This is a genomic window from Idiomarina sp. 28-8, assembly GCF_000320945.2.
GTDB classification, from domain to species: domain Bacteria; phylum Pseudomonadota; class Gammaproteobacteria; order Enterobacterales; family Alteromonadaceae; genus Idiomarina; species Idiomarina loihiensis.
This window is the reverse complement of the sequence record NZ_DF266790.1, coordinates 539,777-565,135: the sequence shown is the minus strand read 5'-3', so window position 1 is coordinate 565,135 and position 25,359 is coordinate 539,777. Positions and strand designations below refer to the sequence as shown.

The 25,359-nt window shown below is 46.1% G+C and carries 27 protein-coding genes and 2 tRNA genes; 13 read left to right on the top strand and 16 right to left on the bottom strand.

Annotation, left to right across the window (positions count from 1 at the left end; genetic code table 11):
* Positions 1-12 precede the first annotated feature (12 nt).
* The 6 genes from uvrC to RJ32_RS07515 all read right to left on the bottom strand — a co-directional run bounded on the left by uvrC (position 13) and on the right by RJ32_RS07515 (position 5,243).
* Positions 13-1,851, bottom strand: coding sequence for an excinuclease ABC subunit UvrC (gene uvrC / locus RJ32_RS07540; protein ID WP_034820782.1), 1,839 nt, complete (start codon positions 1,849-1,851; stop codon positions 13-15).
* Positions 1,848-2,498, bottom strand: a complete 651-nt coding sequence (locus RJ32_RS07535; RefSeq protein ID WP_034820779.1) for a response regulator transcription factor — start codon at positions 2,496-2,498, stop codon at positions 1,848-1,850. The genes uvrC and RJ32_RS07535 overlap by 4 nt, the downstream gene beginning before the upstream one ends.
* 207 nt (positions 2,499-2,705) lie before the next feature.
* A complete protein-coding gene (locus RJ32_RS07530) occupies positions 2,706-3,299 on the bottom strand; it encodes a DNA-3-methyladenine glycosylase (protein WP_034820777.1) in 594 nt (197 codons plus the stop codon).
* A gap of 7 nt (positions 3,300-3,306) precedes the next feature.
* Positions 3,307-4,101: a thioesterase family protein gene (locus tag RJ32_RS07525; protein WP_034820774.1), complete on the bottom strand. Its 795-nt coding sequence runs from the start codon at positions 4,099-4,101 to the stop codon at positions 3,307-3,309.
* 1 nt (position 4,102) lies between these two features.
* Complete coding sequence (locus RJ32_RS07520) at positions 4,103-5,032, bottom strand: DUF3667 domain-containing protein (RefSeq protein WP_034820772.1); 930 nt, start codon at positions 5,030-5,032, stop codon at positions 4,103-4,105.
* 119 nt (positions 5,033-5,151) lie between these two features.
* A tRNA-Ser gene (locus RJ32_RS07515) sits at positions 5,152-5,243 on the bottom strand.
* A gap of 245 nt (positions 5,244-5,488) precedes the next feature.
* Between RJ32_RS07515 and RJ32_RS07510 the strand changes: the two genes are divergently transcribed.
* The 5 genes from RJ32_RS07510 to RJ32_RS07490 all read left to right on the top strand — a co-directional run bounded on the left by RJ32_RS07510 (position 5,489) and on the right by RJ32_RS07490 (position 7,496).
* Positions 5,489-6,157: a Bax inhibitor-1/YccA family protein gene (locus RJ32_RS07510; RefSeq protein WP_011233911.1), complete on the top strand. Its 669-nt coding sequence runs from the start codon at positions 5,489-5,491 to the stop codon at positions 6,155-6,157.
* A gap of 66 nt (positions 6,158-6,223) precedes the next feature.
* On the top strand, positions 6,224-6,568 hold the full coding sequence (tusD, locus tag RJ32_RS07505; RefSeq protein WP_011233912.1) for a sulfurtransferase complex subunit TusD: 345 nt from the start codon (positions 6,224-6,226) through the stop codon (positions 6,566-6,568).
* Positions 6,568-6,891 carry a DsrE family protein gene (locus RJ32_RS07500; RefSeq protein WP_011233913.1) on the top strand — a complete coding sequence of 108 codons (324 nt, stop codon included), beginning with the start codon at positions 6,568-6,570 and terminating at the stop codon, positions 6,889-6,891. Before tusD ends, RJ32_RS07500 begins: the two co-directional genes overlap by 1 nt.
* Complete coding sequence (locus tag RJ32_RS07495; protein ID WP_011233914.1) at positions 6,888-7,157, top strand: hypothetical protein; 270 nt, start codon at positions 6,888-6,890, stop codon at positions 7,155-7,157. Before RJ32_RS07500 ends, RJ32_RS07495 begins: the two co-directional genes overlap by 4 nt.
* A gap of 9 nt (positions 7,158-7,166) precedes the next feature.
* Positions 7,167-7,496 carry a TusE/DsrC/DsvC family sulfur relay protein gene (locus tag RJ32_RS07490; RefSeq protein WP_011233915.1) on the top strand — a complete coding sequence of 110 codons (330 nt, stop codon included), beginning with the start codon at positions 7,167-7,169 and terminating at the stop codon, positions 7,494-7,496.
* Between the two features lies 1 nt (position 7,497).
* Here the strand turns inward: RJ32_RS07490 and serS are convergent, their stop codons facing one another.
* From serS to lrp, 6 genes are all read right to left on the bottom strand, one after another.
* Entirely contained in the window at positions 7,498-8,790 is a 1,293-nt protein-coding gene (serS, locus tag RJ32_RS07485) for a serine--tRNA ligase (protein ID WP_011233916.1), read from the bottom strand.
* A 7-nt stretch (positions 8,791-8,797) separates the two neighbouring features.
* Complete coding sequence (gene crcB / locus RJ32_RS07480) at positions 8,798-9,187, bottom strand: fluoride efflux transporter CrcB (protein WP_011233917.1); 390 nt, start codon at positions 9,185-9,187, stop codon at positions 8,798-8,800.
* Positions 9,180-10,520: a replication-associated recombination protein A gene (locus RJ32_RS07475; RefSeq protein WP_034820770.1), complete on the bottom strand. Its 1,341-nt coding sequence runs from the start codon at positions 10,518-10,520 to the stop codon at positions 9,180-9,182. The genes crcB and RJ32_RS07475 overlap by 8 nt, the downstream gene beginning before the upstream one ends.
* 5 nt (positions 10,521-10,525) lie before the next feature.
* Positions 10,526-11,128: an outer membrane lipoprotein chaperone LolA gene (gene lolA, locus RJ32_RS07470; protein ID WP_011233919.1), complete on the bottom strand. Its 603-nt coding sequence runs from the start codon at positions 11,126-11,128 to the stop codon at positions 10,526-10,528.
* A gap of 3 nt (positions 11,129-11,131) precedes the next feature.
* A complete protein-coding gene (locus RJ32_RS07465; protein ID WP_034820767.1) occupies positions 11,132-13,537 on the bottom strand; it encodes a DNA translocase FtsK in 2,406 nt (801 codons plus the stop codon).
* 94 nt (positions 13,538-13,631) lie between these two features.
* A complete protein-coding gene (lrp, locus tag RJ32_RS07460) occupies positions 13,632-14,126 on the bottom strand; it encodes a leucine-responsive transcriptional regulator Lrp (protein ID WP_235598934.1) in 495 nt (164 codons plus the stop codon).
* Between the two features lie 140 nt (positions 14,127-14,266).
* Between lrp and ald the strand changes: the two genes are divergently transcribed.
* The 5 genes from ald to infA all read left to right on the top strand — a co-directional run bounded on the left by ald (position 14,267) and on the right by infA (position 18,176).
* The gene (ald, locus tag RJ32_RS07455; protein WP_034820763.1) at positions 14,267-15,394 is read left to right on the top strand and encodes an alanine dehydrogenase; all 1,128 of its coding nucleotides are present in this window, start codon (positions 14,267-14,269) and stop codon (positions 15,392-15,394) included.
* Between the two features lie 146 nt (positions 15,395-15,540).
* Positions 15,541-16,500, top strand: a complete 960-nt coding sequence (gene trxB, locus RJ32_RS07450; RefSeq protein WP_034820762.1) for a thioredoxin-disulfide reductase — start codon at positions 15,541-15,543, stop codon at positions 16,498-16,500.
* 9 nt (positions 16,501-16,509) lie between these two features.
* Positions 16,510-17,220, top strand: coding sequence for a leucyl/phenylalanyl-tRNA--protein transferase (aat, locus tag RJ32_RS07445; protein ID WP_034820761.1), 711 nt, complete (start codon positions 16,510-16,512; stop codon positions 17,218-17,220).
* Complete coding sequence (locus RJ32_RS07440) at positions 17,220-17,948, top strand: arginyltransferase (RefSeq protein WP_034820759.1); 729 nt, start codon at positions 17,220-17,222, stop codon at positions 17,946-17,948. Before aat ends, RJ32_RS07440 begins: the two co-directional genes overlap by 1 nt.
* Positions 17,949-17,957: 9 nt before the next feature.
* Positions 17,958-18,176, top strand: coding sequence for a translation initiation factor IF-1 (gene infA, locus RJ32_RS07435; RefSeq protein ID WP_008489926.1), 219 nt, complete (start codon positions 17,958-17,960; stop codon positions 18,174-18,176).
* 69 nt (positions 18,177-18,245) lie between these two features.
* Here infA and clpA read toward each other — a convergent pair whose 3' ends face one another.
* Together clpA and clpS are read right to left on the bottom strand one after the other, a co-directional pair.
* A complete protein-coding gene (gene clpA / locus RJ32_RS07430) occupies positions 18,246-20,516 on the bottom strand; it encodes an ATP-dependent Clp protease ATP-binding subunit ClpA (RefSeq protein WP_034820757.1) in 2,271 nt (756 codons plus the stop codon).
* 27 nt (positions 20,517-20,543) lie between these two features.
* Positions 20,544-20,852, bottom strand: coding sequence for an ATP-dependent Clp protease adapter ClpS (gene clpS / locus RJ32_RS07425; RefSeq protein ID WP_034820755.1), 309 nt, complete (start codon positions 20,850-20,852; stop codon positions 20,544-20,546).
* 217 nt (positions 20,853-21,069) lie between these two features.
* Between clpS and cspD the strand changes: the two genes are divergently transcribed.
* Positions 21,070-21,285, top strand: a complete 216-nt coding sequence (gene cspD / locus RJ32_RS07420; protein WP_011233928.1) for a cold shock domain-containing protein CspD — start codon at positions 21,070-21,072, stop codon at positions 21,283-21,285.
* A gap of 77 nt (positions 21,286-21,362) precedes the next feature.
* Here cspD and yejK read toward each other — a convergent pair whose 3' ends face one another.
* Complete coding sequence (gene yejK / locus RJ32_RS07415; RefSeq protein WP_011233929.1) at positions 21,363-22,406, bottom strand: nucleoid-associated protein YejK; 1,044 nt, start codon at positions 22,404-22,406, stop codon at positions 21,363-21,365.
* 67 nt (positions 22,407-22,473) lie between these two features.
* On the opposite strand from yejK, the gene RJ32_RS07410 reads away from it, so the two are divergent.
* A complete protein-coding gene (locus RJ32_RS07410) occupies positions 22,474-24,108 on the top strand; it encodes a DUF3413 domain-containing protein (protein WP_034820752.1) in 1,635 nt (544 codons plus the stop codon).
* Between the two features lie 86 nt (positions 24,109-24,194).
* A tRNA-Pro gene (locus tag RJ32_RS07405) sits at positions 24,195-24,271 on the top strand.
* A gap of 28 nt (positions 24,272-24,299) precedes the next feature.
* Here RJ32_RS07405 and RJ32_RS07400 read toward each other — a convergent pair.
* Positions 24,300-25,355 (bottom strand): Fic family protein, encoded by a 1,056-nt coding sequence (locus tag RJ32_RS07400; protein WP_034820749.1) that lies wholly within the window; start codon positions 25,353-25,355, stop codon positions 24,300-24,302.
* Positions 25,356-25,359: the final 4 nt, after the last annotated feature.

Genomic DNA, 25,359 nt, shown 5'->3' with positions numbered 1-25,359 from the left:
TCCTTATTGTTTTTACTCATCACGAAATGAGTAATAGATTTTCTCTGCCAATGATCGGCTAATGCCAGGTACGCTAGCTAATTTATCAATACTAGCGTTTTTTACCTCTTGTAATCCACCTAGATTTTTCAAAATGGCCTGTCTGCGCTTCGCTCCTACCCCGTCAATCTGCTCTAACGTCGAGGTTTTCTTAACTTTAGCCCGCTTCTGGCGGTGCCCGGTTATGGCAAAACGGTGCGACTCATCACGTATGTGCTGAATCAAATGCAACGCACTGGCGTCTTTACTTAGCGGAATGGTTTCATGACTACCGGCCATGATCAAAGTTTCCAGACCCGGTTTGCGCGACTCGCCTTTCGCCACGCCAATTAATACCGGCGCTTCTTTCCCCCAGTCGTTAAAGTAGTTCTCCGCCTGAGCTAACTGTCCTTTACCACCGTCGATAAACAGGATATCCGGTATGTTGCCCTGCTCTTTAGCATTGTCGTAACGCTTAGCCAAGGCTTTAGACATGGCAGCGTAATCATCGCCCGGCGTTATACCGGTAATATTATAACGGCGGTAGTCTGACTTTTTGGGCCCGTTTTGATCAAACACAACGCAGGAAGCCACCGTTTGTTGACCCATTGTGTGGCTAATATCAAAACATTCCATGCGCTGAATAGGTACACCAAATTCCAGCACCTGCTGTAATGCTTGAGTCCGGCGGTTCATTGTACTTTGCTGATTCAGGCGACTCTCTAGCGCATTAACCGCGTTCTTTTGAGCCAGTGACTGATACTGACGCTTGTCTCCGCGCACCGAGCTCTGCAGCTTAACTGGCTGCGACAGCGCATCACTCATGACTTCAGCGAGCACGTTATCAGGCTGAATATCGACAGGAAGCACCACTTCTCTTGGAATTTTCCGTCCAGCCGTATCTGACAAATAAAACTGCAGCAAAAAGGCTCTGAGCACTTCATCGTCAGGAGTATCTGTCGGCACTTTAGGAAAGTAGCTGCGGCTTCCCTGCAAATGATTATCCCGGATAAACAACATTTGCACTGTCGTCATTCCGTTACCACGCGCCAAACCAATAACATCCAGCTCTTGTTGGCTTCCGGTAACCGAGTTACGTTCCTGAGTTTTTCGTAGCGCTGCTATCTGGTCACGAAATCTAGCGGCTCGTTCAAAATCGAGATCTGTACTCGCCTGCTCCATTTTATTTATCAGCTCGTCAATAACCTGCTGATTCTTGCCCTGCAGGAACTGTTTTGCCAGCACCACCTGTTCATTGTATTCGTCGTCAGTGCAGACATTAACGCAGGGCGCGAGGCAACGTTTTAACTGATATTGCAAACAAGGCCTGGTGCGCGCACGATAGTAAGAATCATCGCACTGTCGAATTGGAAACAGTTTTTGCAGCAGGTTCAGGCTTTCGCGTACAGCCGAGCCATTAGGAAAGGGACCAAAATAATCGCCTTTCGCACGCCGGGCGCCCCGGTGAAAACCAAGCTTCGGATGCTGATGTGAGGTTAAAATAATATAAGGATAGGATTTATCGTCACGCAACAAAACATTGTAGCGTGGCCGATATTTTTTTATAAAAGTGTTTTCTAATATTAACGCCTCAGCTTCGGTGTTGGTAACGGTAACGTCCATAGACGCAATTTGTTTAACCAACACCTGTGTTTTCATCCGGTCTACCTTCTCACGAAAGTAACTGGACACACGCTTTCTTAGATCTTTTGCTTTTCCGACATAAATCACGTCACCCGACTCATCGTACATCCGGTAAACGCCGGGCTGATGAGTCAGGTGACGAAGAAAGCTGTCGCTGTCAAAATGCTTTTGTTGATTACCTTCTGTCATCTACCTTCAAACTGAATTAGGTCAACAAGACCTGACTGAATTGCAAGATGAGACAATTGTACATCACCATCGATACCGAGTTTAGAGAAAATCCGATAACGGAAGGTATTTATTGTTTTACTGCTAATACATAAATGCCGGGAAATTTCTCTTACCCGAATACCCCGACTGAGCATTTGTGCCACCTGAAGCTCGCGTTCACTCAGCATATCAACCATTGTTTTTTGCTGCTGCGAACGCGGATTCTGTGCAAGATAAGCGGCAACCGGCGCTGCGACAAAAACATTGCCCTGTTTCAACGAACGAATAGCCTGAACTAAGTCAGCACTGTCGCATGAGTCCAGTAAGTATCCGTCGACAACACTAATACCACACTGAAAATCAAGTATATCTTGTTGGCTGCTACCCCAGACAATAAGTTTTAGATCGCAGTGACGGCGCTTCAAGCGACGCCAGTGTTCAACTGTTGCAGCACCACCAAGTCGACTGCATAAAACAACCACAGCGTCTTCATACTCGTAGCAAGCGCGGCGTAAATCGGCAATACCCGTTACAGTCAATATTTGATCACTGAAGTGTTGCTGCAGAACAGAGGCCATGCCGGCGCTAATAATGGGGTTGGGGATCGCTAAAATAATACGGTTCATTTTCACATTCCTTATTTGTATACCTTGTTAGTCTTCCTGATTAGGTTAAATCCGTACCACCCTGCCCGAATTCGAATAGAATATTCTGAGCTTTTAAAGACAATAACAAGCGGCTTTTACAGAACTTTACAAAAACTCTGAAAAAGCCAATTCAAAGGTGTGAAAATAACATTTGAAGGCTAGCTTCAAAGTGAATTTTTATACTGACTACAAGCGTGCCTGATCCAGCATGTCCCACAAATAGCAGGCTAAATAACTGCGGTAAGGCTGAGCTCGTTCGGGGATGATCAAAATATCCTGATCCTTCAGCAGACTCATAGCTTTACGCAACGAGCTGTCCTGAATGGGAAAAAGATCTTCGTGGGCAAAATGAAACATAGCTAAAATAGACGCCGTCCAGGGACCAATACCCTTAAGCTGAGTCACATCCTTAATCAGGTCAGCTGAATTCATCTGCGACCAGGCATCTATTCTCGCGGGCTGGGTCTGATGACAGTGAGCAACGCTGTTAATAGCTGCAGCTTTGGAACGACTGACACCGCACCCGGTTAATTCCTCCGCAGGAAGATAAGCAATGCGACCTACTCCTAATGCTTTTGCCTTTTGCTCCGCTCTTTCAATAATGGTTGCGGAGGCTTTTAAAGACAGCATTTGACGAATAATAATTCGTGGTAAGGCTTCAATAACAGGTGTTTCAGATGCCGCCAATAAGCCCCGCTCGGGCAACTGGAGCAGCAACAAGTCGATACCCGGCTGGGTATCGATTAGGTGTTGTCTGACAATTGCTGGTGTCGTTTTCATACAATTATTACGCAAATACTGTAAAAGTCTGTCGACTTATAGCTAATAACTCGCCCTTTTCACTCCACAGACCCGCGCGGCTGTGCCCGTAACCATGTTCAGCATGCTCAATAAAAGCTTCGTACTGAAACCAGTCGTGGCTACTGAAACTTTGTAGAGAAATATCAGGAAACTCAATAGTCCAGGTTAAAGACGAGGCCGGCGCAGGGCTATCCAGATGAGGCAACACTGCCGGCGGCCAGGCATCGACTAAAGCCAGAATCGTTGCTGTTGTCAGCGATTGTTGCTCATTCCGGAAACGTATCCAGCCACCAAAGGTTCTTCCTGGCTGTCCGCTAAATGGCATGCCACCTGAGGTAATACGGTAATCGAAGTTTTTCGCAAACTCTGGGACGATATCCGCTTCAGGTAAACCTGGTCCGTCTTTTATGGTTTTAAGATCGGGTGGTGTTTCACCTGACACTTTAACTGTTGAACTGCGGGCTTTGCCGAGGCTAGCCAGACAAGACAACATAATCTGCCCTTGCTGCTGCAATTCGACTGCTACCTGAATAACCGATTTTCCCTCGCGCAAAATTCGGTAACTTAACTCAGCCTCACCCGGTTCAGCAGGCGCAACAAAAGAGATACTCATGGAACGAAGATGATATTCAAGCGGAAATTGTTTCAACAAAAACTGAGCAGCCAATGCTCCGCTGAATCCGCCGAAAAACGCGCGGCCCTGAGCCCAGCCGGAAGGTAGTTCAATGACTTGATTGTTCTTATCCGCAACGATTTGTTCTACAGCTGTGTGGAAGTTCATACTATTCCCTATTTAAACGACTGTTTGATTTAAGAATACCAATTATCACCATTAATACAAAAGAAGCGCTTAATAAAAGAAAATAACCAAAAACACAGGCTAAAAATTTGAATACAGTTAATGTCCAGCTTTGCTGATAGAAGCTCTTTTGCGTCAATAGCAGATAAGTGAACATCCACCCAATAAGAATATAACCTAACCAGTCGGATGGTAAGGTTAACCAGGTCCAGCCAAAGTTATCAATCAGCGGGTTAGTTATATAGCCTAATGTCGACAACAACATCAGGGAAAGCAGTAAAAAAGCATGTGTATGCAAAGCTACAGTTAAGTGCTCTAAGTAGTAACGGTTACTGAATAAATAAAGGACTTTTAAATACAGTGCCCAAAAAGGCAGCATCAAAAGCATCATCTGTGGTGTCATTGAAATCAGTTTTTGCGTAAACAACTGGGGGTTTTGCTTTAAATGCTGAAGTTTCTGTTCAAGCATCCGCGTTTGCTCTTCATTCAACCAGGGGATATCACCAAACTCCAACTCAAATCCGCGCCGTACGGTACTTTCGTTAGAGTCACTTTCAGATACTTCTGTTTCAGACTGTCGGGCCTCGCTCTTTGACTGTGAATCATTAAAGGTTATCTGTGATGTCAGCACCATAAAAGATATCAACGAGATAAAGAAATAGAGCCTGAGCGGAGGTACATAAGAGGCATGACGTCCTTTCATAAACTCAGATGATAGAAAACCAGGTTTTAGAAAGAGTCCTCTGAGAGTACGGTAGAATCTGGAGTCCCAGTGCCCTAACTCACCAAAAAGATCGCCGACAACGGCAAAAACGCTGCGTATGCTTTGTTTATCCTGTTGGCCGCATTGATGGCAGTATTCACCGGTAAGAGGTGTATTACAGTTCTTACAATTACTGACGGTCGATTCCATGGCAAAATTCCATTTTTGCTTAATATAACAGGAGGTTTAAAGTTGCGCTATCGGCTAGAACAAAAAGCGGCGGGAACAAAAAAAGCCCTACTCAAATGAGCGGGGCTTTTTTCTGAATTTGGCGGAGAGGGAGGGATTCGAACCCCCGGTGGGTATGAACCCACGCCTGATTTCAAGTCAGGTGCATTAAACCGAGCTCTGCCACCTCTCCGTATTTTTGTTCTCTGCAACTGCGTTGTTGAGAACGAGGCGAATATTAAAGACCTAAGTTACGCTTGTAAAGTAAAAATTTGAACAAAGTGTTCGTTTGGGCGTTTATTAAACAAACCGACCAAAATTCGCCAGAAATTACTACCTTCTGCTCTACCCAACGCCCCCATTAATGCTGTAGTATCGAGGAAACTTTTTAAATAAAAAACAGTCTTAACAGACAGTAAGTTCAACACGGAGAAATCTATGAACAATCGCAGTCAGACTTATGTCGGTCAGAACGAATCGACGCTGGCCGTTAATAAGGTATTACGCAACACCTACACTTTATTGGCAATGACATTAGCCTTTAGTGCTATTGTTGCTACTATCAGCACGATGATGAACTTGCCCTATCCGGGTTTCATTATCACTTTAGTTGCTTACTTTGGCTTACTTTTTGGTATTCACAAAACCAAAGATAGCGGCATGGGCATTGTACTAACCTTCGCTCTAACAGGCTTTTTAGGTTACACCCTTGGCCCTATCCTTAACATGGCATTATCAATGCCTGGTGGTGGCGAGATGGTTGCTACTGCGTTAGGCGGTACAGCTCTGACCTTCTTTGCAACTTCGGCTTATGTGTTAACCACGAAGAAAGACATGTCTAAACTGGGTGGTCTGGTTACTGCCGGTATTATCATGGTTTTTGTGGCGATGCTGGCTAACCTGTTCTTCCAACTGCCAGCATTACAGCTTGCAATATCTGCTATCATGATTCCATTGATGGCAATGCTGATTATGTGGCAGACCAGCGACATTATTAACGGTGGCGAGCGTAATTACATCCTTGCAACAGTCACTTTGTATGTTTCGATTTATAACTTGTTCCTTAGCTTGCTACAATTGCTAATGGCGTTTAGCGGCGATGATTAATCTCTCCTGCTAAAATAATAACAAACGCCCCGCCATGCGGGGCGTTTTTGTATAAACGGACAGTTTATGGCTAAACTTACTCTCATTCTTCAACGTTCTGTTAAAGAACGAGCTCGTTCTTTAGACGCTCTGGCATTTGCAAAAGCGGCTATCAACACCGGCCACACCATAGCCTGTGTGTTTTTTTATCGGGAGTCGGTAAATCACGCGGAATTTCCCACTCCAGCAGAAAATGAAGACTTGATTACGCAATGGGAAGAGTTTAGCCAGCACCACCAAGTCCCCCTGGTGGTCTGCCATACCGTAGCTGAACGCAAAGGAATGGAGAAATTCCATCCCGGTTTTGAAGCCTCAGGTTTAACCGCTCTGGCAACTGCCATGGCTAACAGCGACCGGACCTTACAGTTTTAATGACCATGAAAAAAATTGCTATTTTACAATGCAGTGCCGCTAGCGACTCGGCGACCGAAGCACTCGATATTGCTTTAGCATTGGCCAGCTTTGATTATCCGGTGCAATTAATATTGTCCGGTGAAGCCGTTAAGTCTCTACTGAACCAACCTTCTAAGCGTTATGCCATGCTGGAATTACTGGATGCTGAGCCTGTTGTAATAAGTTCAGAAGAGTTAACCGATACAAGCGCCCTGCCCGCAAACATTGATACGGTTATCGTCTCGCCAGAACAATTAAAGCGTCACCTAAGCCAATTTGACGAGGTATTACAATTCTCATGACCTCTACTTTACACTGGTTAAGAAATTCGTCTTTAGTGCCTTGGCTGGAACAACATGGCCACCTGCTGAGTGACACTGATGCCTTGCTTATGTCGGGCGTAGCACTCAACGAACTGCCACCTGAGTCACCTGTTGAATTACCGGTTTATGCGCGCAAACAGGAAGCTAACGCTTTGGATACTGCACTGCCTGACTACGTCATGTTAAAATCGGACGAGCAGTGGGTTGAGCTGGTGCTTAGCTTCCAACAACAAATAACCTGGTAATATCACGGCATGATTGAATTTAACGGTAAAGAATACGAAACCGACAAACACAACTACCTTGCAAACTTAGACGACTGGAGCGAGGAGCTGGCCCTTCACTTTGCAGAGTTAGAAAATATCGACATGACCCCGGCACACTGGGAAGTCGTGACTTTTGTGCAGGATTTTTACCGTGAATTTGATACCAGTCCGGCAATGCGCGTACTGGTTAAAGCCATGAAAAAGCAGTTAGGCGAGGATAAAGGCAACAGTCGTTATTTGTATAAGCTGTTCCCTAAAGGCCCGGCAAAGCAGGCCACACGAATTGCGGGCCTGCCTAAACCGGCTAAATGTATTTAATTTAAGCCTTAAGCACTTCTACACCGCCCATGTAAGGACGTAATACCTCAGGCACAACAATTGAGCCGTCTTCCTGTTGGTAGTTTTCCAGCACGGCTACCAGCGCACGGCCAACAGCCAGACCAGAGCCGTTTAATGTGTGCATAAGTTCAGGTTTCTTCGCGCCTTTACGACGGAAACGAGCCTGCATACGGCGCGCCTGAAAGTCCTGCATGTTCGAGCAAGAGCTGATTTCACGGTACGCTTCCTGCGCCGGCAACCAAACTTCCAGGTCGTAGGTTTTAGCTGCCCCAAAGCCCATATCCCCAGTACACAGCAGTACTTTTCGATACGGCAGCTCAAGCTTTTGCAGCACAGTTTCGGCGTGGCCTGTTAATTGCTCCAGCGCATCCATCGACTGTTCAGGTTTAACCAACCAGACCAGTTCCACTTTATCAAACTGATGCTGACGAATAAGCCCACGAGTGTCGCGACCGTGAGAACCGGCTTCACTGCGGAAACACGGCGTATGCGCGGTAAACTTAAGCGGTAGCTCTTCTTCGTCAGCAATTTCATCACGGTATAAGTTTGTTAACGGCACTTCAGCCGTTGGAATCAACGACATAGGAATTTGATCCTGAGACTCGCCTTCAATATGGAATAAATCCTTACCGAACTTAGGTAACTGACCGGTTCCGTATAATGAGTCCTGGTTCACCATATAAGGCACATAGGTTTCAAGATACCCATGCTCGTCAGTATGTAAATCCAGCATAAACTGAGTCAGAGCGCGATGCATGCGGGCGATACCACCACGCATAACCACAAAGCGTGCTCCAGTGAGCTTCGCGGCCGTTTCAAAGTCCATACCTTTGGCTAATGCTTCGCCTAAATCGACATGATCTTTCACTTCAAAGTCGAACGACTTAGGCTTGCCCCAAGTCAGGACCTCCTGATTTTCATCTTCATCCGCACCTTCCGGGACTTCGTCTGCCGGCAAGTTCGGAACACCCATAATAATATCGTTAAGTTCTTGCTGGATAACTTTTAGCTCTTCTTTAGCGTTATCCAGTTGCTCGCCTAAATCGCTTACCGCATCTAACAAAGGTTGTATGTCTTCACCTGAAGCTTTTGCCTTACCAATGGCTTTCGAGCGGCTGTTACGCTCTGCCTGCAACTGCTCGGTGCGCACCTGCACCTCTTTGCGCTGCTCTTCCAGCTTTTGTAATTTGGCAACGTCTAAGTCAAAGCCTCGCGTTGCTAGCTTTTTTGCGGTCTGGTCTAATTCCTCTCGGAAGTATTTTGCGTCTAGCATGAGTGTCCTATTTAACCGTTGTTGAGTACAACATCATTGCCGCGAAAACTGCAGCAATACAAATAATTACATTAAAGGCAATGTGCAGAGCGGCTTTAAGCAGCTCACCCTGACTGGCTAAGGCCACAACTTCGACAGAGAATGTCGAGAAGGTTGTAAAAGCCCCCAGTAAACCAACGCCTAAAAATAAACGAGTTGTTTCAGAAACAGGTTGTTGCTCTGCGTAAGCCAGCAACAACCCTAAGAAAAATGAACCTATTATGTTAACGGTCAACGTGGCAAAAGGGAATGCCCGAACCCCAAATGATTGCATAGCAAGAACCATAGCAAAACGTGCCGATGCACCTATTGCGCCCCCCACTGCAACGCAAAAGAAATGAAGAAGAAGGTTATTCATCAGGTTCCCTGTGCCAGTCTGACTTTGAATCCATATCTTGCAGCCAACGGAGCTTTTCCTGCAACTTTATTTCTAAACCACGCGGCTCAGGGGCGTAGAACTGGGTATCGGCGATTTCCGACGGTAAGTAACGTTCACCCGGAACGTAAGCGTTAGGATAATTATGTGCGTACTGGTAGTCAGCACCATATCCCTGAGCTTTGTGCACCTTGGTTGGTGCGTTACGCAAATGTTCAGGCACCGGCGCATCGCTGTGTTCTTTTGCGGTTCTTAGTGCGCTTTTAAAGGCATTATAAACGGCATTACTTTTCGCCGCACAGGCGCAATAAATAACCGCCTGAGCAATGGCTCGTTCACCTTCGGCGGGGCCAACTCTGTGGTACGTATCCCAGGCGTTTAATGCCAACTGTAATGCCCTGGGGTCAGCATTACCTATATCTTCAGAGGCGATAGCCAATAGCCGGCGGGCAATAACCAAAGCGTCCCCACCACCGGTCAATAAGCGCGCGTACCAATACAAGGCTCCGTCTGGAGACGAGCCTCTGACAGACTTATGAAAAGCGGATAAAACATCGTAGTAATGGTCGCCCTGATGATCAAAAGCCGTGGCTTTTTCGCCAATAGCCGCGGTGATCAATTCTGGTGTAATTGGCTGGCTGCTGCTCTCAACAAAATCAGCAACCACTTCAAGATAGTTTAATAAGCGACGCGCATCCCCGCCGGCTAAGTCCAGAAGCTTTGCCCGGGCTTCACCTTGCAGTTGCAAGTGGCGTTGACCAAGACCTCGTTCTGCGTCCGTTAACGCGCTTTCCAGAGCCTGTTCAAGATCCGTTTTGGACAATGTTTGTAACCGGTAAACCCGCGCCCGCGAAAGCAGTGCGTTGTTAAGCTCAAAGCCGGGGTTTTCTGTGGTCGCGCCAATAAAGACAATAGTGCCGTCTTCAATGTGGGGCAGAAAAGCGTCTTGCTGGCTTTTGTTGAAACGGTGCACTTCGTCCACAAACAAAATGGTGCGGCGGCCCTGCTGTTGAGCCAGCAACTTCGCCTCTTCAATGGCTTTTCGAATGTCTTTAACACCGGAGGTTACCGCGCTAATGCGGCTGACCGTAGCATTTGCCTGAGTCGCGATAAGTTCCGCTAAGGTGGTTTTACCGGTACCCGGAGGCCCCCATAAAATCATTGAATGCAGATGTCCCTGTTCTACCGCTACCCGCAAAGGTTTACCGGGAGCAAGAAGATGTTGCTGACCTACATACTCGTCAACCGTACGCGGGCGCATTCGCGCCGCAAGAGGTTTGAAATCGGGTTGAAAATCTAAGTCCAGACCTGCCACAACAATTAACTTTGATCGTCGACGTCGACATCAGCGGGCACATCAAAAACAAATTGTTCGTCGCTGATGGTTTCATTTAACGCCACATTATTCAGCATCAGTTCAGTCCGCTCGCCCTGAGCCTGAACCATAGTTATCTCTGTGAGTTTTTCATCAGTAAATCTTAACTCCAGCTTACTGCCATTCGTTTGATGCTCAACAAAGTAGCGGTTATCGCGAAAGCTGACATTATAGTTCTGCCACTGATTACCGTTGCTGTTCAACACCAGCAGTAAAGGGCTGTCGTCAACCATGTCCTGCTGTGCATAAATGGTTACTTGTTCAACAAAAGGATTGTAGTACCAGACCTTTTTGCCGTTAGCGACCATCACGCTTTCGTCCGGCTCTTTCGTATGCCAATACAAATTAGCGGGTCGTTTTAGCTTTAACGTACCGCTTAATGTTTGTAGCACTTCGCCCTGTTCATCTTTTACTTGCTGTTCAAACTCTGCCGATAAGCTTTGCGTTTGTTTCAGTAAACTTTGCAGAGCCTGCTTGTCTGACTCGTCGCCTGAGGCAAACACATTAAACGAAACGGCCATGACCATGGCAAATACAACTGCTTTCATGAATTAATCCCTTGGAGCTCGTGGAGCCAGCACTTCGCGCTGACCGTTATTGCCTGCACTGGTTACGACACCACTCACCTGCATTTGTTCGACGATACGGGCAGCGCGGTTATAACCGATACGGAATTTGCGCTGTACACTCGATACTGATACCCGCTGGGTCTCAGTAACAAAAGCAACGGCTTCATCGTACAGAGGGTCAGATTCAGCATCATCAGATTCCTGCTGTTCCCCCGGTAGCAGAGCTTCTTCGCCCTGATCGCCCGATAAAATTTCTTCCAGATAGTTAGGTCGACCACGTTTCTTCCAGTCCTTAACCACCGCATGAACTTCATGGTCATCGACAAAAGCTCCATGTACACGCACCGGAGAACCGCTACCCGGTGGTAAATAGAGCATATCGCCCTGCCCTAACAACTGGTCAGCACCCGGCTGGTCCAGAATGGTTCTCGAATCTATTTTTGATGATACCTGAAACGCAATTCGGGTTGGAATATTCGCTTTAATTAAACCGGTAATAACATCCACCGATGGGCGTTGAGTTGCCAAAATGAGATGAATACCGGCAGCACGGGCTTTCTGAGCGATACGAGCTATTAGCTCTTCGACTTTTTTACCGACAATCATCATCATGTCGGCAAATTCGTCAATCACCACGACAATGTTCGGTAATTTTTCCAGCAACGGCGGTAACTCATCCATAGAGTCGCCCGGCTTCCAGATAGGGTCACGCAATGGTTCACCAGCGTCTTTAGCCGCCTTCACTTTCGCGTTGTAGCCTTTTAAATTACGTACCCCTAAAGATGACATGAGTTTGTAACGACGTTCCATTTCTCCCACACACCAACGCAATGCATTGGCGGCATCCTTCATGTCGGTTACGACCTCGGTCAATAAGTGCGGAATGCCCTCATAAACCGACAGCTCAAGCATTTTCGGGTCTATCATAATAAGGCGAACGTCTTCCGGCGTGCTCTTGTAAAGCAGGCTCAGGATCATAACATTAACACCAACAGATTTACCGGAACCGGTTGTACCTGCCACCAGCAAATGCGGCATTTTTCCTAAGTCGACAACGACTGGAGTGCCCGCAATGTTTTTGCCCAGAATCATCGTTAACGGCGAGCCGCTATGGGTGAACTGGTCGCTATTAATCACTTCGCTTAGCTGCACAATTTCGCGGTGTTTATTAGGCAGTTCCAGACCAACATATGACTTACCCGGAATAACTTCTACCACACGTACAGCAACAGCAGACAAGGTGCGGGCAATATCTTTTGCCAAATTCGAAATTCTGGAGACTTTAACGCCCGGCGCTAAGTCGAGCTCAAAACGGGTGATGACCGGACCAGGTTCAACGTGCGCCACGCGAACATCCACCCCAAAATCTTTCAGCACTGTCTCGACCGTGCGTGATACCTGATCCAGTTCTTCCTGGGTTACCGGGTGCTCTTTTTTATTCGGTCTATCCAGAAGCTCTATTGACGGCAACGGCGGAAGTAACTCGCCCTCGCCTGAATCAGCCGCTGATTGCGGTTCGTCTTCCGCAGAGCTTTCTGAAGAAGACGCCACAGCAGGTTTCTTAGGTGTGTCTTTTTTCGCAGCCGCTTGCTTGCTAAATTTAGGCGCATCGCTGTCTACGTCATCATCTTCATCAACAGAGCTCATTGAAGGCAGGCTCAAAACAGGTTCTTGTTTGTCAGTCCCGAATAAGTCGCTACTGAGCGTTGTGGGTTTCTTTTCTTCAAGCGTTTGCTCACGCTCGTTGTCATCATAAGCTTCTGAGTCGTCTTCTTTATCTTCCGCTTCTGAGCTTCCGCGACTTTGCCAAAGAATTTTAATTTTTTCGGTTAGCCACAAAGCCCCGTCAATAACCCACTCACCGAGTTTGTCAGCAACCTGCAACCAGCTAATACCGCTGACCAGAGTGATGCCAGTAAAAAAGAAGGTTAACAAGAGTAAGGTTGTACCAACAAAATTCAGATAAGGAAGCAAAGACGCCGCAATAACATCGCCAATAACACCGCCGGCAGAAAAGTAGTAAATATCGTCGAAATTAATAGAGGACAGTGCGGATGCACCAATAAGCGCGAGCATAGCGCCTATCATACGCAAACTGACCGCAAGGTAATCCATTTCTAATAAATGGTAAGTTTTACGGAACAGTAAGTAGCCAAGGCCAACAAAGCCGAAAGGAATAAGGTAGGCAACGAAGCCAAAAGCAAACAAGAGTACATCTGCCATCCAGGCACCTACGGCACCGCCGGCATTATGTATGCTTCCTTCATAACCGGTCTGTGACCAGCTGGGATCAGCGGGATTAAAGCTCACCAATGACAAAAAAATGAAAATGGCCAGCGCACCACTTATTAGCAACCCTGCTTCTAAAACTCTTTGTACACCTGTCATTATCTTATTGCAGCGCCTTCGTTGGTATTCTTGTTACGATAAAATATCGAGATAAATTTTATCCGCATGATTGTAGCGAATATCAGCCCCAATGTTACCCCTTTACTAATACTTTATTTTCTTGTTTGACCTCTTCCATAACCACATAGGTTCTTGATTCATCAACCCCCGGCATCATTAACAGGGTTTCACCCAATAATTTGCGGTAAGCACGCATATCCGGCACCCGTGCTTTTATCAGGAAGTCGAAGTCACCCGCCACCAAATGGCATTCAAGAATTTCATCTGTTTTACGTGCAGCCTCGCTAAATTCGGCAAAAGCGTCGGCTGAGGTTCGGGTTAAGGTAATTTCAACGAAAACCATCAGGTTTGCACCTAACTTAGCAGGATTAATCCGGGCATGATAACTTTCAATTACTTGTTCCCGCTCAAGCTTACGAACCCGCTCTAAACAAGCGGTTTGACTCAGTCCAACCCGCTTAGCTAACTCGACATTAGACATGCGGCCATCGTCTTGCAGCAGGCGTAAGATCTTCCTGTCTATTTTATCAACAGTGATTTCTGTGGGAATTTCAGCATTAAACATAATAAATCTCTGAAAAAGTAATTGTTAATAGAATATCACACTAAAAAATAACTTAAAAAAAGTAACTCATGCACTTAGGTTTGCGTCTATAATTTGCGCCAAATTATTTCACCGAAAACCGTTAACTAAGTAAGAGGCAGACAATGCTAATTGGTGTACCAAAAGAAATTAAAAACCACGAATATCGCATCGGATTAACCCCTGCTGCAGTTCGTGAATATGTTGAAAATGGCCACGACGTTATTGTTGAAAATAATGGCGGCGCCGCTATTGGTTTTACGAACGAACAATACACAGAAGCGGGCGCAAGCATTGTCGATACGCCTGAAGAAATTTTTGAACGCGCTGACATGATTGTTAAGGTCAAAGAACCTCAGCCAAACGAGTGCAAAATGCTGCGCGAAGGCCAAATTCTTTATACCTTCTTACACTTGGCTCCTGACCCAACTCAAACTGGGTTATTGGGTAAAGCTGGTTGTACCGCTATTGCTTATGAAACGGTTACCGACAACCGCAACGGGTTACCTCTGTTAGCACCGATGAGTGAAGTTGCTGGCCGTATGTCAATTCAGGCAGGCGCGCACTACTTAGAAAAAGCTCACGGCGGTAGCGGCACCTTGTTAGGTGGTGTACCTGGCGTTGCTCCGGGCAAAGTCTTAATTATTGGTGGCGGTGTTGTCGGTACTAACGCAGCGAAAATGGCGATTGGCCTTGGCGCAGAAGTGACTATTTTAGACCGTTCACTGCCTCGTCTGCGTGAACTGGACGATATTTTCGCTGGACGCGTACAAACGGTTTATTCAACCGTTGATGCTATCGACAAATACTCGCGCGAAGCAGATTTAGTCGTTGGCGCGGTACTGATTCCAGGCGCGGCGGCTCCGAAGCTACTCACTCGTGAAAACATTAAAAACATGAAGCCAGGCTCTGTCTTGGTTGACGTAGCTATCGACCAAGGCGGTTGTTTTGAAACGTCAAAAGCGACGACTCACCAAGACCCAGTTTATGTCATTGATGATGTGGTTCACTACTGTGTTGCAAACATGCCGGGCGGCGTGGCTCGTACCTCAACTATCGCGCTGAATAATGCGACCTTGCCTTATGGTATTGCGTTGGCCAACAAAGGCGTGAAAGCAATGCTGGAGAACGATCACTTGCTGAAAGGTCTGAACATGCACAAAGGTAAAATCACCTACAAAGCGATTCACGATGATCTTGGTCAGCAGTTAGGCCTGGATTACCAGGACCCACGCGAAGCGCTGCAAGCGTAATTATCAGGTTGTTCTGAACAAGCCCGTGAACAAAAGTTTGCGGGCTTTTTTATTGCCAGTTCTTGTTCGCCAAGCTTGTAAACCCTACAATCAATCCCCATAGCTAGAGAACGAACAATCAAAAACGAATTAATGGAGTTTTCCTAATGGCTGAAGCCAAACACTGCAAGTTACTTATTCTGGGATCAGGTCCTGCTGGTTACACGGCTGCCGTTTATGCTGCACGCGCTAATTTAAATCCGGTTATGGTAACGGGCATGCAACAAGGTGGTCAGTTGACCACCACGACCGACGTTGAAAACTGGCCGGGCGACGCCGAAGGTTTAACCGGGCCTGACCTTATGGTCCGCATGCAAAAGCACGCTGAGCGCTTTGATACCGAAATTGTGTTTGACCATATTAGCAGCGTCGACTTTTCTAAGCGCCCATTCCGCTTAAAAGGCGATGTCGGCGAGTACACCGCAGACTCTGTTATTATCAGCACTGGCGCCTCAGCTAAATACTTAGGCTTAGACTCAGAAGAAGCCTTTATGGGTAAAGGCGTTTCGGCTTGCGCAACCTGTGACGGGTTTTTCTACAAAAAGCAAAAAGTCTGCGTTGTCGGCGGCGGTAATACCGCAGTTGAAGAAGCTCTGTACCTTTCAAATATTGCCAGCGAAGTGCACGTTATTCACCGTCGTGACACTTTCCGGGCAGAGAAAATTCTGGTCGACCGTCTGCATGAAAAAGAGCAGAACGGTAATGTCACTTTCCATCTGAACAAAACCTTAGATGAAGTGCTAGGTGACGATGCTGGTGTTACTGGCGTGCGTATTAAAGATACGCAAGACGGTAGTACTGAGGAACTGGAAGTTGCGGGCTGCTTTATTGCTATTGGGCACCAGCCTAATACCGGTATTTTTGACGGCCAGTTGGAGATGCAGGACGGTTACATTCAGGTACAAAGCGGGCTTCAGGGTAATGCGACAGCAACCAGCGTTCCGGGCGTTTTTGCAGCCGGTGACGTAATGGATCATATTTACCGTCAGGCAATTACCTCTGCCGGTAGTGGCTGTATGGCTGCGTTAGATGCCGAGCGTTACTTAGACGCACTGACTAAATCTTAGTCTTTTAACGTGATTGTCCAGCTTGATCCGGCATCAATAAGTTTTCCGCCTGCAGCGACCGCTTTGCATGAGCCGAATGGGCTACTCGCTGTTGGTGGAGACTTATCGCCGGGTCGGCTGATACACGCCTATCAGCAAGGTATATTTCCCTGGTTCTCAGAAAATGACCCTATTCTGTGGTGGTCCCCTAACCCCAGAGCCGTATTCTTCCCCGACCAAATCCATGCCAGCCGCTCTTTAGCTAAAACCAATCGTAAGCCAAACTGGCAAATGAGCATCAATTGTAACTTTGCTGAAGTGGTTCGCGCCTGCGCAGACGAGCGTGCCGACAAAGAAGGTACCTGGATAACGGAAGAGATGATTGAAGCTTATTGTAAGCTTCATCAGTTAGGTCACGCCCATTCGGTCGAAATTTGGTTCGACAATCAACTTGCAGGCGGTTTGTACGGTATTTCAGTAGGCCGTGCTTTTTGTGGAGAAAGTATGTTTCACTACAAAACCGACGCATCAAAAATAGCCTTGTTACGTTTCGCTCAATATTTCAAAAAGCATGGCGGCCAGCTAATTGATTGTCAGGTGGGTAATCCGCATTTATTTTCATTAGGTGCTGTTAACCTGCATCGCGAACGTTTTTTAATGAAGCTCAATATTGCGCAACAACAAAAGATGCCAGATACTTTTTGGCAAGCTCGTGAGCTTTCTCATTCTGGAGAACTGTAGTGCAATTTGGCGTGACGAAAGAGAGCCAGTGTCACTATTTAACCGACCAGCAAGAACGACTTGTTGTTGCCCTCCCTAATGATCTTGAAAGCCTTAATACAGACGCGTATCAGCAACTCATGCAATACGGCTTCCGGCGTAGCCATAACGATGTTTACCGCCCTCACTGCCTGTTATGTAGCGCTTGTCAGTCGCTCCGTGTGGTCGTCCCTGAATTTCGCTTTAGTAAAAACCAAAAACGAATTCTAAAAAAGAATGACGACCTAACGCTGCATATTAAACAGCAGCCGGAAGCCGAATACAGTCAATTGTTTTCGCAGTTTATTGAACAACGACACGCGGATGGAGAGATGTACCCGCCCGACCCGGAAAAATTCTGGAACTGGATAGATTGCGACTGGTTAACTCCGGAGTTATTAGAGTGGCGCAATGGCAGCAATGAGTTAATGATAGTTTCGATAGTTGATCGCACTGCTGACGCAATGTCCGCGGTTTATACCTTTTTTCATCCCGATGAGGAAAAGCGTTCGCCGGGTACCTTCGCTGTATTAGAAATGATCCGACTGGCTCAGGAGCGGGATGTTGCCAGACTCTATTTGGGTTACCAAATTGCTGACTGTAAAAAGATGAATTATAAGACTCGATTTGCCCCATATGAACGACTGGTTGGCAATCATTGGAAAAAAGAGCTAAAATCGCACACACTTAAAGCTCAAAACAAAGATTAGAGGATTTTAATGGCGAAAGAAGACAGTATTGAGATGCAGGGAACGGTTCTTGACACCCTTCCTAACACTATGTTCCGAGTAGAATTGGAAAATGGTCACGTAGTTACTGCCCATATCTCAGGAAAAATGCGTAAGCACTATATCCGCATCCTGACCGGCGATACCGTGACTGTGCAGTTAACTCCTTACGACCTGACCAAAGGCCGCATCGTCTTCCGCGCACGTTAATCCGCACTGAGGATTAAAAAAACCGGCTTCATTTAATGAGCCGGTTTTTTCATTTCTGCCGAAGGCTTATTAACCTTCTACGGTTTCATTTTTGCTGTCGTAATCAAATTGCAGTCCGTCCTTTCCATCAGCAGTCACTTTCACGCTGCCACCGCTGGACAGTTTCCCGAACAGAATTTCGTTGGCTAAGGTTTTCTTCAGGTGTTCCTGAATAACCCTGCTCATTGGACGGGCGCCCATTTCCTTGTCGTAGCCTTTTTCGGCAATCCAGGCATGAGCTGAAGGATCAACCTCAAGCGACACACCTTTTTTATCTAACTGAGCCTGCAATTCACAAATGAATTTATCGACAACCTGTTCCAGTACTTCCGGTGTCAGATGGTTAAACCACACAATACCATCCAGGCGGTTACGAAACTCAGGAGTGAAAATATTATTGATTTCCGCCAGCGCATCGAAGCTGTGATCTTGTTGCTTAAAGCCAATAGACTTACGCACAGTTTCACGAACGCCCGCGTTGGTTGTCATAACAATAATCACGTTACGGAAATCAGCTTTACGGCCGTTATTGTCCGTTAAAGTACCGTTATCCATCACCTGCAACAGAATGTTAAATACATCGCTGTGCGCCTTTTCCAGCTCATCTAACAGCAGCACACAATGTGGCTGCTTGATTACGGCGTCGGTCAATAAACCGCCCTGCTCATAGCCTACATAACCCGGAGGCGCACCAATTAGGCGACTGACCGCATGGCGCTCCATGTATTCCGACATATCAAAACGCACCAGCTCAATGCCCATAGCTTTGGCCAGTTGCTGTGTAACCTCGGTTTTACCAACACCTGTTGGTCCGGCAAAAATAAACGAACCTATTGGTTGGTTATCGTTGGCAAGACCTGAACGCGACAACCGTATAGCACCGGTGAGCTTATCGATAGCTTCATCCTGGCCGAACACTACCATTTTCAGGTTACGATCCAGCTGCTTCAGTAAATCCTGGTCGGACCGAGAAACTGATTGTTCCGGAATACGGGCTATTTTGGCGATAATGGTTTCAATATCCGACACCCCCACCGTTTTACGGCGTTTGGACGGCGGCAATAAACGCTGGGAAGCACCGGCTTCATCCATTACATCAATGGCTTTATCGGGCAAATGGCGTTCATTAATGTATTTAGCAGAAAGCTCCGCTGCCGCTTTAATAGCAGGTTGCGTGTAACGAATACCATGGTGGCTTTCGTAACGCTCTTTCAAACCCATTAGAATCTTAGTGGTGTCTTCTACAGAGGGTTCAACCACATCGACTTTTTGGAAGCGACGAACCAGCGCTCTGTCTTTTTCAAAAACATTTTTGAATTCATTGTACGTAGTGGAGCCAATGCACTTAAGCTGGCCACTTGAAAGTAACGGCTTAATCAAGTTAGAAGCATCTAAAACGCCGCCGCTGGCAGCTCCGGCACCAATAATGGTATGAATTTCGTCAATAAACAGAATAGCGTGTTCTTTTTCCTGCAACTCTTTTAAAAGCATTTTAAAGCGCTTTTCAAAGTCCCCGCGGTATTTAGTGCCAGCCAGCAGGTCGCCCATATCTAATGAATAAATTGTGGCATTGGCTAAAATCTCTGGTACTTCGCCTTTAATGATGCGATACGCCAAACCTTCTGCAATAGCGGTTTTACCAACACCCGCTTCCCCGACTAACAGCGGATTATTCTTACGACGCCGGCAAAGAATTTGCGCACACCGTTCCAGTTCAAAATCGCGGCCAATTAGAGGGTCAATTTTTCCTTCCTTTGCCTGAACATTCAGATTGGCACAAAAACGCTTTAAGTAGCTCTCTTGCTCTTCGCCACCCTTAACGGCCTCCTCTTCCGCCATTTCTTCGTCCATAGGCTCATCGTCATCGATACGAGAAATACCATGAGAAATGAAGTTAACGATATCCAGTCGGGTAATATCGTTTTTACTGAGCAGATAGACGGCTTGAGATTCTTGTTCACTGAAAATGGCAACCAATACATTGGCGCCCGTTACCTCAGCGTTACCGGATGACTGAACATGAAACACCGCGCGCTGCAAAACTCGCTGAAAACCAAGCGTAGGTTGAGTGTCCGGACTTTCTTCTTCCGGACCAAACAGCGGGGTACTGCGGTCAATATAACTTAATAGTTCTTCTTTCAATTGTTGAAAGTTTGCCCCACAAGCTCGAAGCGCTTCCGATGCATCTGGGTTATCCAGTAATGCAATTAGCAAGTGTTCAACTGTCATCAATTCATGATTACGTTCGCGCGCTAGCCGAAACGCATCGTTCAGCGTTAATTCAAGGGCTTTATTCAACATAGACCACTCCTTACCAGCCAACCCGGATCATTCTTGCTCCATGGTACACAATAATGGATGCTGATTTTCCCGAGCATACTGATTTACCTGTACTACTTTAGTTTCGGCGATTTCCGCAGAATATACACCGCAAACGGCCTTTCCTTTATAATGCACCTGTAACATGGTGTCCGTGGCGCGCTCCTGATCCATCTTAAAAAATCTCATCAATACTTCAATCACAAAATCCATAGGGGTGTAATCGTCATTGTTAATAATGACTTTATACATGGATGGTGGCTTGAGCTCCTGCTTTTCCTCTATATCGCTAAGGTGCTGGTGATCAAACTGACTCATTTATTAACAACCTGCCATAATAATAGTTTTAAATTTACCAGAAAATATAAAAAAACAACCAAAATGTTAACAATCTAGGTTATTTTTTAAACTTTAGGGCTTGACTAATCACTCACGTCACCTAGAGTTAAACATGGTGCTAAATCGGCGATTTTTCAAGCCGCCGCACCTAATAATAATAAACTATCTATCTGTTGCAGAAGAAGGATGTAGAAGTATGGCTACCGGAAAAGTCAAATGGTTCAATAATTCGAAGGGCTTCGGCTTTATCGAAAGCGAGGACCGCGAAGGTGATATTTTCGCTCACTATTCAACCATTGAAATGGAAGGCTATCGCACACTTAAAGCGGGGCAACCCGTAGAGTTTGAACTCGAGGAAGGCCCCAAAGGCTTGCATGCCAATAACATTGTTCCCGGTGCTGCCGATAAATAACATCGGCTAAACCAAACAATTTAAGTACTTTCAAAACGCCGGCTTGTCCGGCGTTTTAATTTACTTAATCACTTCAACTAACTATCTATACCAAAATAACGCCGTAATTGATCACGTAAATTTGGCGGAGTTCCATTAATTGTTAATGTATCCGTCGCCGCGTCATAGTGCACTCTCTCTCCCAGGGCAGTGTGATCAAAGCCAACGCTGACTCCTCCACCTTGTCCCTGAAACTTAACCAACTTACGTAATGTCGACTTATCTGCCGGAAAATCATCAACTAATTCGCGTGAATTCTGTTCAGCAAAATCCTTTGAGAAACTCTCAAAGCTCTTTTCTACCGGGTACTGCTCTGCAAATTGCTCTGATAGATCTTTGATTTTTACCGTGTCGCCCTGCTTCCATTGATCGTCACAATACTCATAAGCCGCTTTATTCAGGGCTTGGCGTTGTTCCGTTTCCAGCTCCGACTGTTTCGCATATTCTTGAACAGAATCGACTAATTGTTGTGTGTGAGCTTTTGAGTTTAAACGCTCGGTACACCCCAGGAAATCCAGGAAAAAGTCTGAAACCTTGCGACCGGCGCGTCCTTTAATAAAAGAAATATAGCGCTCACTTTCCGGAGATGTTTTCCACTCGGTTAAATCAATACGAGCCGCCAATTGGACTTTTGTTATATCTAACTGCGACGAGCGATCAACAGCCAGCTCAGGGTTTATTGTTACCCCTTCTTTAACGGGTAAAAAGCAGACCAATAAATACTCGGTGCTAATGTGTTGGTACCGTGTGACTAACAAAAAGCCCGCTTCTAACAAGTTATAGTTTTGCAGTTGTTCCAGCAATAGCTTGGCAGACTGCTGACTGAATTCGACAAAGTCCAGTTGCCCGTCATACCAGGAGGTTAAATGTTCAGGAAAAGGGCCTGGTTCGCCCTCTTCTTCATCTTTAAGAAAACTCGCATAACCTTTCGCCGGTTTGCTGGTATACACGTCCGTTAATTCGACTAACAAATCGTGCAGCTGGTCATCTTCGGTTAACGCCGAAGGAGCCAGCCGAAGCCCTACTTGTCCGTCATTTTGATAAAACTGGTGAATAATGCTTTCTTCTATCCGCAATTGCATAACGGGGACTATCCTTGCTGTTTTGCTGTGTTACTATAATGCCATTGTAACACGGGACTGACGAACGATGGGAAAGTACCAACGTAGGGATAAAATTGCCCGATTAATAAGCTGGGGACATTGGTTTACCTTTGCCAATATCGTCCTTTGCCTGTTTATTGGACTTTTGTATATTGAAGCGGCCCCGAAGCCCTCCACGGCTATCGGTAATCTCTACATGCTTGTCAGCTGGATAGGTCACTTTGCCTTTCTGCCTTTTATATTCTTCATTATTCTGATATTCCCGTTTTGCCTGGTTGTGCCCTACTCCAAAATATTACGAGGGTTTGCCGCTCTGATTGCCTCATTCGGCCTGATAGCACTTATCGCCGATGCGCTGTTCTTTCGACAGTACGGGTATCATTTAAATACCTACTCTATGGCGCAAATGACCCGCGATGCAGAAGCGGTTTTCACAGGAGCAAGTTTCGTTATTATTTCCGGCGTTCTGCTCGGTTTCTTACTGACTGTCGGAATACAGCTGCTGTTGGCTAACCTAGCCTGGAAACGTCTGGAAGATTTACAGCAACGAAAAATTGGCGCTCCGGTTACAGCCATTTTCCTTTTATGCTTTTTCGTTAGCCACAGTATTCATGTTTGGGCTGACGCGGTGTTGTACGACCCAATTACCCAACAAGACGATATGTTTCCGTTGTCCTATCCAACAACGGCTAAAACATTAATGGCTAAACACGGAGTCATTGATGTTGAAAGTTACCAGGCCAGACAACAAATGCTGATGGCTACCGATAAAATAAAACTTAAGTATCCTCAGCACCCTCTTTTATGCTCTAAGATAAACTCTCAGCAATCAACAACTCTGATTTTATTTGAGCGTAGTAGTAGCAAAGTTCAGAAAGAGCTGGAAACTCTGGCAGCCAAGCATCAACTAGAGCGGCCGGAGCTAAAGCTACTGGCTCATCCGAACCGCGACGGCGGATTATTTCAGGTGCTTTATGGCTTGCCCGACTTTTATCAGGAATCCATTGAGCGACAGCAACTGAAACCCGCTTACCTTAAGCCGCTTAACGACTTTAATTTTGATGTGCGCTGGTATCACAGCAAAAATTGGAACGACTCTCTGCATTTAAGTCAGTTTCATCCCGAATGGCAAAGCCAGGAGCTGGCAGAGTTTAGCGCTCATCCGCAAAACCAAATTAATGTCATTCTAATTGCTGAAGACGATATTTCTACTTTAGATAAAGTACTTCAGCAAACCGAAGACCAACAATTGCTGCTGACGGCTTTGTCTCCTGCACAAAGCGAAGAGTTATTGGGTAACAAGCAGTTTGCGCTTGAAAACATGCAAGTTCCTCTTTGGCAGCGAAATTACCAGTTGGCAGACCAACCTATAGCCGGACTTATGGATTTGGTTCCAACCATGCTTGAAGATCGTATCTCCTGCGCAGGTTCTCATAAAAATTACACCAATGGCGAAAGCTTACAGACATCTAAGCGTCGTTGGCCGCTGGTTGAAACCTACAGTCCTTATATTGTTATTTACGATCAGAAAGAGATTACGATTCTAGATAATAGTGGTCAGTTTAGCGTATACAGCAGCAGCGATTTTGAACTGAAAAAACAGGCCGAACCGCCCGTTCCGGTGCTTATCGACGCCCTGAAAGATTTAAAACGCTTTAGCGAAACGGAAAACAAGGATTAATTGTCGAAAATAGCAGCAGTCGAGCATCGGAGAGCTTGTTGAGACTTGCTAATTCGGCTTAATCCAGTAACATAGCAGTCCTCGGTCGGCGTGTGGCGCAGCTTGGTAGCGCACTGTCATGGGGTGTCAGGGGTCGGAGGTTCAAATCCTCTCACGCCGACCAATTCTTCTAGTGACACTCAATAAAGCATTCACTGGTTCCATTCTGGTAAGCTAAGTTGCTCTCCCATTTCAGTTGCCACTCGCCAGTAACCTCCTCTGGCAGAACCTTTTCGAATTAATACTCCTTGTTCTTTCAATTTAGAAATGTGTTTTTCTACCGCGCGCGACGAAATATTCAACACTTCAGCGACTCTGGCGGCACTCCATTCGGGTTGCTCATTTAATAGTCTAAGAACCATATTTCGTGTGCTCGAGCCCGAATATCGACCTTTACCCGAACCGTTATCCGAACCTAACAGCGAACTTTTTACCGAACTCACTGCCGTTTCACTAGAAAAGTCATGTGAAATATTCGCTTCTTCCAGCACCGCTGCTTTGTCTTTTTCTTCTTTCACTGTGGTTGAAATACTCTGTTGCAAACAATCCAGAATAAACTCAACCATAAGACCTCTGTCATTTTCACTAATTGAGCGGCGCAAGCAGTCAAGGTATTCATCTTTGTTGAATTTAAAAGTTTGTTCAAAGCTTAACCAGGCAACTGCCGGATGCCATTTGGCAAGAATGAGGCTAAACCAGAGTCTGCCAACACAACCGTTGGCAACAGAAAACGGCTGAATGAACTCGAACTGCTGTAAAAAAATAGCGGCTTTAATTAAAGGGTGCTCGGTACTTTCGTCTAACCAGGACAATAAACTTCTTACCGACTTACCGGCCTGCCCCGCCGGAGCAGTCATATGAACCAGTTTGTTGTTTCGGTAAACGCCCATTCCCGTTGCACGATAACTTCCGGCACTAGGCGTTACTGCGGCGCAAATCATCTGGTGAGCGTTTTTAAGATCCGACTCTGAATGTAAATCCCACTCATCCAGCTTTTTATAGGCTTCGTCTAAACGAATACCCTCCAACGGTTGTGACTGCTCATCCAGGCCTACCGACGCATGAGCTTTAATTGGCAATTGTTGAGACTTAAAATCTTCTAAATTGCTTTTATCGGATTCAAGTAATGCTAACCAACGGCCAAAGTCGGTGCTTATTTGCGCCACTAAATTCACGCATTTACTGGTAATCAAATAATCTGCTGCCATTTGT

Bases quoted from the DNA above. Each gene is read 5' to 3' on its own strand.
- uvrC (WP_034820782.1), bottom strand. From the start codon at position 1,851: ATGACAGAAGGTAATCAACAAAAGCATTTTGACAGCGACAGCTTTCTT.
- RJ32_RS07535 (WP_034820779.1), bottom strand. From the start codon at position 2,498: ATGAACCGTATTATTTTAGCGATCCCCAACCCCATTATTAGCGCCGGC.
- RJ32_RS07530 (WP_034820777.1), bottom strand. From the start codon at position 3,299: ATGAAAACGACACCAGCAATTGTCAGACAACACCTAATCGATACCCAG.
- RJ32_RS07525 (WP_034820774.1), bottom strand. From the start codon at position 4,101: ATGAACTTCCACACAGCTGTAGAACAAATCGTTGCGGATAAGAACAAT.
- RJ32_RS07520 (WP_034820772.1), bottom strand. From the start codon at position 5,032: ATGGAATCGACCGTCAGTAATTGTAAGAACTGTAATACACCTCTTACC.
- RJ32_RS07510 (WP_011233911.1), top strand. From the start codon at position 5,489: ATGAACAATCGCAGTCAGACTTATGTCGGTCAGAACGAATCGACGCTG.
- tusD (WP_011233912.1), top strand. From the start codon at position 6,224: ATGGCTAAACTTACTCTCATTCTTCAACGTTCTGTTAAAGAACGAGCT.
- RJ32_RS07500 (WP_011233913.1), top strand. From the start codon at position 6,568: ATGACCATGAAAAAAATTGCTATTTTACAATGCAGTGCCGCTAGCGAC.
- RJ32_RS07495 (WP_011233914.1), top strand. From the start codon at position 6,888: ATGACCTCTACTTTACACTGGTTAAGAAATTCGTCTTTAGTGCCTTGG.
- RJ32_RS07490 (WP_011233915.1), top strand. From the start codon at position 7,167: ATGATTGAATTTAACGGTAAAGAATACGAAACCGACAAACACAACTAC.
- serS (WP_011233916.1), bottom strand. From the start codon at position 8,790: ATGCTAGACGCAAAATACTTCCGAGAGGAATTAGACCAGACCGCAAAA.
- crcB (WP_011233917.1), bottom strand. From the start codon at position 9,187: ATGAATAACCTTCTTCTTCATTTCTTTTGCGTTGCAGTGGGGGGCGCA.
- lolA (WP_011233919.1), bottom strand. From the start codon at position 11,128: ATGAAAGCAGTTGTATTTGCCATGGTCATGGCCGTTTCGTTTAATGTG.
- RJ32_RS07465 (WP_034820767.1), bottom strand. From the start codon at position 13,537: ATGACAGGTGTACAAAGAGTTTTAGAAGCAGGGTTGCTAATAAGTGGT.
- ald (WP_034820763.1), top strand. From the start codon at position 14,267: ATGCTAATTGGTGTACCAAAAGAAATTAAAAACCACGAATATCGCATC.
- trxB (WP_034820762.1), top strand. From the start codon at position 15,541: ATGGCTGAAGCCAAACACTGCAAGTTACTTATTCTGGGATCAGGTCCT.
- infA (WP_008489926.1), top strand. From the start codon at position 17,958: ATGGCGAAAGAAGACAGTATTGAGATGCAGGGAACGGTTCTTGACACC.
- clpA (WP_034820757.1), bottom strand. From the start codon at position 20,516: ATGTTGAATAAAGCCCTTGAATTAACGCTGAACGATGCGTTTCGGCTA.
- clpS (WP_034820755.1), bottom strand. From the start codon at position 20,852: ATGAGTCAGTTTGATCACCAGCACCTTAGCGATATAGAGGAAAAGCAG.
- cspD (WP_011233928.1), top strand. From the start codon at position 21,070: ATGGCTACCGGAAAAGTCAAATGGTTCAATAATTCGAAGGGCTTCGGC.
- yejK (WP_011233929.1), bottom strand. From the start codon at position 22,406: ATGCAATTGCGGATAGAAGAAAGCATTATTCACCAGTTTTATCAAAAT.
- RJ32_RS07410 (WP_034820752.1), top strand. From the start codon at position 22,474: ATGGGAAAGTACCAACGTAGGGATAAAATTGCCCGATTAATAAGCTGG.
- RJ32_RS07400 (WP_034820749.1), bottom strand. From the start codon at position 25,355: ATGGCAGCAGATTATTTGATTACCAGTAAATGCGTGAATTTAGTGGCG.